6 protein-coding genes are annotated in these 8,643 nt (G+C 67.9%); 5 read left to right on the top strand and 1 reads right to left on the bottom strand.

Features of this window, described 5'->3' with window-relative positions; all coding sequences use genetic code 11:
- The 4 genes from MKK65_RS09335 to MKK65_RS09320 all read left to right on the top strand — a co-directional run.
- Nucleotides 1-1,606: peptide ABC transporter substrate-binding protein (locus tag MKK65_RS09335; RefSeq protein WP_243957226.1), on the top strand; the 1,606-nt coding region annotated here is incomplete at its 5' end.
- Nucleotides 1,607-1,622: 16 nt separating this feature from the next.
- A complete protein-coding gene (locus MKK65_RS09330) occupies nucleotides 1,623-2,582 on the top strand; it encodes an ABC transporter permease (protein ID WP_243957225.1) in 960 nt (319 codons plus the stop codon).
- Nucleotides 2,548-3,480: an ABC transporter permease gene (locus tag MKK65_RS09325; protein ID WP_243957224.1), complete on the top strand. Its 933-nt coding sequence runs from the start codon at nucleotides 2,548-2,550 to the stop codon at nucleotides 3,478-3,480. The genes MKK65_RS09330 and MKK65_RS09325 overlap by 35 nt, the downstream gene beginning before the upstream one ends.
- A gap of 301 nt (nucleotides 3,481-3,781) precedes the next feature.
- Nucleotides 3,782-5,632: an ABC transporter ATP-binding protein gene (locus MKK65_RS09320; RefSeq protein ID WP_243957223.1), complete on the top strand. Its 1,851-nt coding sequence runs from the start codon at nucleotides 3,782-3,784 to the stop codon at nucleotides 5,630-5,632.
- Nucleotides 5,633-5,653: 21 nt separating this feature from the next.
- Here MKK65_RS09320 and MKK65_RS09315 read toward each other — a convergent pair whose 3' ends face one another.
- Entirely contained in the window at nucleotides 5,654-6,373 is a 720-nt protein-coding gene (locus MKK65_RS09315; protein WP_243957222.1) for a hypothetical protein, read from the bottom strand.
- A gap of 855 nt (nucleotides 6,374-7,228) precedes the next feature.
- Here MKK65_RS09315 and MKK65_RS09310 point away from each other — a divergent pair.
- A complete protein-coding gene (locus tag MKK65_RS09310) occupies nucleotides 7,229-8,434 on the top strand; it encodes a tyrosine-type recombinase/integrase (RefSeq protein WP_243957227.1) in 1,206 nt (401 codons plus the stop codon).
- Nucleotides 8,435-8,643 lie beyond the last annotated feature (209 nt).

The following is an 8,643-nucleotide window of genomic DNA, read 5'->3' as shown; positions in this document are numbered from 1 at the left end:
GGGCGGCGGGGCGCTGCGCCTGCTCTGGTGGCAGGCGCCGACCCTGATCAACCCGCATTTCGCCATCGGCACCAAGGACCAGGAGGCTTCCCGGATCTTCTACGAGCCGCTGGCCGCCTGGGACCCGGACGGCAACCTCGTCCCCGTTCTCGCCGCCGAGATCCCGTCCAAGGAGAATGGCGGGCTGGCCGCGGACGGCCGCTCGGTGGTCTGGAAGATCAAGCCCGGGGTGCTCTGGCACGACGGCAAGCCGCTCACCGCCGACGATCTCGTCTTCACCTGGGAATACGCCCGCGACCCCGCCACCGCGGCGGTGACGATCGGCTCCTACAAGGATTGCAAAGTCGAGAAGATCGACGACCTCAGCATCCGGATCCTGTTCGACAAGCCGACGCCGTACTGGAGCGATGCCTTCGTGGGCACGGTCGGCATGGTGATCCCGAAACACCTGTTTTCCGCCTATACCGGCGCCAAGTCCCGGGAGGCGCCGCAGAACCTCGCGCCGGTGGGCACCGGCCCGTACCGGTTCCTCGAATTCCGGCCCGGCGACATCGTCCGGGGCGAGCGCAACCCGAACTATCACCTGCCCAACCGTCCCTATTTCGACAGCGTCGAGATGAAGGGCGGCGGCGACGCGGTCTCGGCGGCCCGGGCCGTGCTCCAGACCGGCGAGTACGACTACGCCTGGAACCTGCTCGTCGAGGACGAGGTGCTCAAGCGCCTGGAGACCGGCGGCAAGGGCCGGGTCGACGTCGTCTACGGCGGCAAGCTCGAGTTCCTGCTGCTCAACACCACGGACCCGAACGTCGAGGTCGACGGCGAGCGCTCCTCGATCAAGACCAAGCACCCGGCCTTCTCCGACCCGAAGGTCTGCCACGCGATGAGCCTGCTGGTCGATCGCAAGTCGATCCAGGACTACATCTACGGCCGCACCGGCCGGGCCACGGCCAATTCGGTGAACGGCCCGGAGCGCTTCGTCTCGAAGAACACCCGCTTCGCGTTCGATCCGGCCAAGGCCAACGCGCTCCTCGACGAGGCCGGCTGGGCGAAGGGCTCCGACGGCATCCGGGCCAAGGACGGCAAGCGCCTGAAGCTGCTGTTCCAGACCTCGATCAACGCTCCGCGCCAGAAGACCCAGGCGATCATCAAGCAGGCCGCCGCCAAGGCCGGCATCGAGATCGAGCTGAAATCGATCACCGGCTCGGTGTTCTTCTCCTCCGACACCGCCAACCCGGACACGTTCCCGCATTTCTACGCGGACATGGAGATGTACGCGTTCAGCATGACCCAGGCCGATCCCTCGATCTGGCTGCTCCAATACGTCTCCTGGGAGGCCGCCACCAAGGAGAACAAGTGGCAGGGCCGCAACATCGCCCGCTGGCGCAACGCCGATTACGACGCCGCCTACAAGGCCGCTCAAGCCGAACTCGACCCGGTCAAGCGCGCCGCCCTGCTGATCAAGGCCAACGATCTCGCGGTGTCGGAGAATATCCTGCCGTTGATCCACCGGGCCGAGGTCTCGGGGGTCTCCGCCAAGCTCGTGGCGCCGCGCAGCGGCTGGGACAACGACCTGTCGTTCCTGCCCGAATGGAGCCGGGAGGCCTGAGCGGGAGCCGCGCACCATGGGCGCCTACATCCTGCGCAGGCTGCTGATCGCGATCCCGAGCCTGCTCGGGATCAGCCTGATCCTGTTCGTCGTCCTGGCCCTCGCGCCGGGCGACCCGTTCGGCGAACTCGCGGCCAACCCGAACGTGCCCCCCGAGGTGCGCGCGGCGCTGCGGGTCAAGTTCGGCCTCGATGACCCGATCTTCACCCGCTACCTGCGCTGGCTCTGGGCCATGCTGCACGGGGATTGGGGCTTCTCCTTCGCCAGCCGGGTGAACGTCGACGCGCTGATCCTTCAGCGGCTGCCGACCACCCTGTTCGTGGTCGGCTCCTCGCAGATCCTGGCCCTGCTGGTGGCGGTGCCGGTGGGGCTCTACGCCGCTCGCCGGCCCTACTCGCTGGCCGACCAGGTCGCCAACACCTTGGCCTTCGTGGGCTTCTCGCTGCCGACCTTCTTCACCGGCCTGCTGTTCATCCTGCTGTTCTCGATCAAGCTCGGCTGGCTGCCCTTCGTCTACCAGGCCAACCTCCCCGGCACTGGCCTCGCCTGGGCCTGGGAGAACATCCGGCAGGCCATCATGCCGGTGGCGGTGCTGGGCTTCTTCCAAGCCGCCTCCTACACCCGCTACGTGCGTGCCTCGGCGCTGGACGTCGCCCGCCTCGACTACGTCACCACCGCCCGGGCCAAGGGGCTCACCGAGGGCACGGTGACGCGCCGGCATATCGCCCGCAACGCCCTGATCCCGGTGGTGACGCTCGTCGCCCTCCAGATCCCGGCGGTGTTCGGCGGCGCCATCGTCACCGAGCAGATCTTCCGGATCCCCGGCATCGGCTCCCTGCTGATCGACGCGATGCTGGCCAACGACACCCCGGTGGTGATGGCCGTGACCTTCGTGTTCGCCGGCCTCGTCGTCCTGTTCAACCTCGTCGCGGACCTGCTCTATGGCTGGCTCGACCCTCGCATCGCCCTCCGTTGAGGCGCCCCCCCGCCCGCGCGCACCGGCCTCGCCCGGGCGGGAGACCTGGCGGCGCTTCCGCCGGCACCGGCTGGCTCTGGCCAGCGTCGCCGTGCTGGCGGTGCTGGTCGGCGGCGTGCTGTTCGGCGGCCTGATCTGGCCGCTGGCCATCGACGACATCGACTTCTCGGCCCAGCTCCAGGGCCCGTCCTGGGCGCACCCGTTCGGCACCGATGATCTCGGCCAGGATCTGCTCGCCCGGATGATCTACGGGGGGCGGATCTCGCTCGCGGTCGGCTTCGCCGCCATGGCGGTGGCGAGCCTGATCGGGGTCGTGGTCGGGGCGCTGGCCGGCATGTCGCGTCGACTACTCGACCCCGCCCTGATGTGGCTGACCGACCTATTCCTGTCCCTGCCGCAGCTGCCCTTGCTGCTGCTGGTGATCTACCTGTTCCGCGACAGCCTGAAGGCCATGTTCGGGGTCCAGGGCGGCGTCTTCCTCATGATCGTCGCGGTGATCGGGGGCCTGCGCTGGATGCCGGTCGCCCGGCTGGTGCGGGCGCAGTTCCTGACGCTGCGCGAGAAGGAGTTCGTGGAGGCGGCGCGCTCGCAGGGTGCCACTACCGGGCACCTCGTGCGCCGCCACATCCTGCCGAACGCGCTGGGGCCGGTGATCGTGGCCGCCTCCATCGAGGTCTCGGCGGCGATCATCGCGGAATCGACCCTCTCGTTCCTCGGCCTCGGCTTCCCCCCGGACATCCCGACCTGGGGCCGCCTGCTGTTCGACGCCAAGGACCATCTCGACGTCGCCCCGCACTGGGCGCTGTTCCCCGGCGGCGCGATTTTTTTGACCGTGCTGTCGATCAACTTCATCGGCGACGGCCTGCGCGACGCCCTCGACCCGCGACGGGTTTTTTAGGCATGGGCCTGCACGGATCTGATCGCGGCCGGCCTGTCGCGCGCCTTCCCTCCCCCCTCTGCGGGGGAGGGTGGCTCCCGAAGGGGGTCGGGAGGAGGGAGCGACGGTGCAGGATAGGGCTTCGCCCGTCGTGCCGGTCGCGCCGTGTCCTGAACCCGGGTTCCCCTCTCCCGATCCGGCCTGACGGCCGGCCCACCCTCCCCCGCAGAGGGGGGAGGGAGAGGCGCGGGTGGTCACTCGTCCACCCCAGCCCGCAACGGTGCTGGCAGCTTGAAACCTGGATGGGTGAGGAGTGACCCCCGTGACGGATCCGATCCTGTCGGTGCGCGACCTCACCGCCGCCTTCCGCTCCGACGGGCGCTGGCGGGAGGTCGTGCACGGCGTCTCGTTCGACATCGGCCCCCGGGAGACCGTGGCGCTAGTGGGCGAATCCGGCTCCGGCAAGAGCGTCAGCGCGATGTCGATCATGCGCCTGCTCGCCCGGGACGCGAGCCGCATCGGCGGCAGCGTGCGCTTCGAGGGGCGGGAGTTGCTCACCGCCTCCGAGGCCGAGATGCGGCGGGTCCGGGGCGATGCCATCGCCATGATCTTCCAGGAGCCGATGACCTCCCTGAACCCGGTCCTGACCGTCGGCTTCCAGATCGCCGAGGCGCTGATCCGGCACCGGGGCCTGTCGCGGTCCGCCGCCGAGGCCGAGGTGGTCCGGCTGCTCGATAAGGTCCGGATCCCCGGCGCCCGGTCGCGGATCCATCAATACCCGCACCTGTTCTCGGGGGGCATGCGCCAGCGGGTGATGATCGCCATGGCGCTCGCCTGCCGGCCAAAACTCCTGATCGCCGACGAGCCGACCACGGCGCTCGACGTGACGATCCAGGCCCAGATCCTCGACCTGATCAAGAGCCTCCAGGACGAAGAGGGCATGTCGGTCCTGTTCATCACCCACGACATGGGCGTGGTCGCCGAGATCGCCGACCGCACGGTGGTGATGTATCGCGGCCGCGCCGTGGAGGCCGGCCCCACCGCCCGGATCTTTGCCGCGCCCGAGGATCCCTACACCCGGGCGCTGCTCGCCGCCGTGCCGCGGCTCGGCGCCATGGCGGGCCGCGCCCGGCCGATGCGCTTTCCCGTGATCGACCGCGCCACCGGCGTGGCGGAGCCGACGCCCGAGACCCCCGACACCGTCAAGGCCGCCGAGCGCCCGGTCCTGGAGGTCCGCGACCTGACCACGCGGTTCGAGATCCGCTCCGGCCTGTTCGCCCGGGTCACGGGCCGGGTCCACGCGGTGGAGCGGGTCTCGTTCAGCCTGGCGGCCGGGGAGACCCTGGCGCTGGTCGGCGAATCCGGCTGCGGCAAGTCCACCACCGGCCGCTCGATCCTGCGCCTGGTCGAGCCGCTTGCCGGCTCGGTCCTGCTCGACGGCGAGGACATTGCGGGCCTCGACCCCAAAGCCCTGCGCACGCGCCGCCAGCGGATGCAGATGATCTTCCAGGACCCGTTCGCCAGCCTCGACCCGCGCATGAGCGTCGGCGCCGCGGTGGCCGAGCCGCTGCTGATCAACCGCCTCGCCACGGCCCGTGAGGCGCGCGCGCGCGCCGAGGCGCTGCTGACCCGCGTCGGGCTGCCGGCCGAGGCCGCCGGGCGCTTCCCGCACGAATTCTCCGGCGGCCAGCGCCAGCGGATCTGCATCGCCCGGGCCCTGGCTTTGCGCCCCCGCCTGATCGTGGCCGACGAGGCGGTCTCGGCGCTCGACGTCTCGGTGAAGGCGCAGGTGGTGAACCTGATGCTCGACCTGCAGGCCGAGATGGGGCTCGCCTACCTGTTCATCTCCCACGACATGGCCGTGGTCGAGCGGGTGAGCCACCGGGTGGCGGTGATGTATCTCGGCGAGATCGTGGAGATCGGCCCGCGGGCGGCCGTGTTCGGCGACCCGCAGCATCCCTACACGAAGAAGCTGCTCGCCGCCGTCCCGGTCCCCGACCCGGCCCGCCGCCGGGACCGCCACGCCCTGCCGGACGACGAGATCCGCAGCCCGATCCGGCCGCCGGACTACGTCGCGCCCGAGCGCCTCTACCGGGAGGTCTCCCCGGGCCACATCGTGCAGGAATGGGGCGCCGACTGGGAGGCCGCGACGACGCGGGTCGCGGCGGCGTGACGGGGGCCGCCGTCTGAGGGCTCAGTGCCGGCGCAGCGCCCGCTTGACCCGGCTGTCCGCATGCGGGTCGGCGTAGTGCAGCAGCGCCGTGGCGCGGATCGCGTCGGCGTCACACGGCTCGTTGGTATGCAGCGAGCGGTAGCCCCAGAAGAAATACAGGCTCCTGGGTTTGAGCGAGAGCCGGATCATGCGCCGGCTGCCCCGGCGATAGGCCGCGTTCAGCAGAGCCTGCGAGACCCGGTTGTCGACCAGCACCTTGTCGAGGAGGTTGCCGAGATAGGTCCGGCGCAGGCCGCGGGTGTTGGGGTGGATGATCAGCCGGCCCGGATTGCCGTGCTCGGGAACCGCGATGGGGATCAGCGCCGTCAGGACGTAGGAGTCGAAATGGAAGCGCATCGAGTGCTTCTGGACGCCACGTCCGGAAAGGCAGCGCAGGACCTGGTAGAAGCCGCTCTCCGGGGCAGGCTTGCCGACCTCGCTCTCATAGATACGGCGGCAGAGAGACACAAAGTTCGGATCCTTGGGCAAGCTGGCCAGGAACGTTCCGCCGAGTTGTTCCGTCCCCGTGAATCCGATATACTCGCCGTTGTTGGCTGTAATGGCATCCGCGACGAAGGCTTGTGCAGCGCATAAGAGATCCGGGTCGACGTAATCGTCGATCACGGCGTAACCATTCGCATTGATCTGCGCTGCCAGTGCGGCCGCCATCGTCCCGGATGGGTCTCTGTTGATGAAATTCATGGAAGCGCCTCTATCGAGTAGAACACTTCACGTTCTATAACGAGTGTAATTTTTCGATAATATTGAGTAGATACGAATCATCGCCGAAGGTCAAATGCAATTATAGGGCAGGCCTGCAATATTCATTCGCATGCCTGCCGGTTCGTCGAGCTTAATTGTCGCGTGACGATCGGATCATCGAGGGTCGCGACACTGACGAGGCCGACGTCGAGACGCGACATATGCGTCTGGCGTGTTCCCTTCGCCGCTCCGTGCGGCCCTGACCCGTCGGGCCTGCGATGCCGAACGCAGCGCGCGTCGGCCTCAGGCATGTGGGAGAGGGGCAGCAGGAGGCGGCGCCTGTCCGGAAGGGCCTGGGACCAGACGCTCAGACGCGTGACCATCCCGGCGCAGGCCGTGCAAGCCTATCCCTTGGCCACGCACACGGTGATGGCAGAGGCGCCGGCATAGGGGCGGTCGGCCTTGGCGATCGCCTTGGCGGCCGTCTCGCAGGCGTCCTTGGTGTTCAACGCGCCGAGACGATCGCGGAGCCGGATCCGGCCAGCATGATGATGAGCACGTAGACCAAGGCATCCTCCTCGGGGCGAGGATGCCGCGGGCGCCGCCGGATGTCGCCCGCGCATCCCGAACGGGCAACGCGTCGATCGTATCCTGAGCAGGATGAGGCGCGGCTGCGCGAACCTGCTGATGGATCTCGCGATTGGCCGGTCAGATGGCGGAGGGAGCGTCCTTCAAAGGACTGTCCGCCACTGTCCGCCGTTGACCGTAAGCTGTTGTTTTTCTTGGGGCGCCCCGTCCCGCTTTGTCTTCCCGTACACGCACGGACACGCTACAATCCGGCTCACTTTTGTAGGTATGGCTGTAGGTTGTGATTTGAGGCGTGGGCCGGGACAGCTGTCGGCACTGGTGGTCTCGCGCACGCGGGAACCGGGCCTCTACGCCGACGGCGGTGGCCTCTACCTGCAGGTGACACATGCCGACGCCCGGTCATGGATCTTTCGGTTCATGCTCAACGGCCGCGCCAGGTCGATGGGTCTCGGCTCGCTTCACACGCTGACGCTGGCCGAAGCGCGCAGCAAGGCCACGGAGTGCCGAAAGCTCTGCCTCGACGGTATCGACCCAATAGAGGCCCGACAGAGGGTTCGATCGGCCGCTCAGCTCGACGCGGCGAAGGCCATGACGTTCGACGCATGCGCCGAAGCCTACATCGAGGCGCACAAGAAAGGCTGGCGCAACGAGAAGCACGTCGACCAGTGGCGCAACACCCTGGCGACCTACGCGTCGCCGGTGTTCGGCGTCCTCCCCGTGCAGGCTATCGACACCGGACTCGTGATGCGGGTGATCGAGCCGATCTGGGGCGACAAGACTGAGACCGCCACCCGGGTCCGAGGCCGCATCGAATCCGTGCTCGACTGGGCTGCGACCCGCGGCTACCGGCAAGGCGAGAACCCGGCGCGCTGGCGCGGCCACCTGCAGAACCTCTTGCCGAAGCGATCGAAGGTGCAGCGCGTCGAGCACCATGCCGCCATCCCCTTCGTTCAGATCACCGAATTCGTCGCCAGCCTTCGCCAGCAAAACGGTACCTCGCCCCTGGCGCTGGAATTCACGATCCTGACGGCCGCCCGCACTGGCGAGGTGATCGGGGCGACCTGGGATGAGATTGACCTAGCCGAACGGGCCTGGACCGTGCCGGCCGAGCGGATGAAGGGCGGTCGCGAGCACCGGGTGCCACTCTGCGCTCAGGCCTTGAGGATCCTCGAACGGTTCAGGGCGCTCGACGACAAGTATGTCTTCCCCGGCGGCAAGCGCGGCAGGCCTTTGTCGAACATGGCTATGCTGGAGCTGCTGAAGCGGATGGGCCGGCCGGACCTGACCGTGCACGGGTTCCGGTCAACGTTCCGCGACTGGGCGGCCGAGACGACGCACTTCCCGAACGAGATGGTGGAGATGGCGCTCGCCCACATCATCGAGAATAAGGTCGAGGCGGCCTACCGGCGGGGCGATCTATTTCAAAAACGTCACGAATTAATGAACGCATGGGCGGTGTACTGTGTTGGATGAATGGATCTCATTAGCGCGAGCATTCGAAATGATGCTTGCGTCGGAAATAGATTCACTTCTTGTTGAGAGCAAGCTAGAGCATCGGAACTTTAATTAGACGCATATCCCTTGGCTTTGAGGAAGTTCCAGCATTCCTGGGGCTCGAACAGGTCGCAGATGTCGCCGATGGCGCGCCAGAGGGCGTCGAAGGTACGGGCCTTGGCCTTGCG

Origin of the sequence: Methylobacterium sp. J-001 (assembly GCF_022829565.1) — a bacterium.
In the GTDB taxonomy this organism is placed as follows: domain Bacteria; phylum Pseudomonadota; class Alphaproteobacteria; order Rhizobiales; family Beijerinckiaceae; genus Methylobacterium.
Note: the sequence above shows the minus strand (reverse complement) of the source record. Positions and strands in the feature narration are given on the sequence as shown.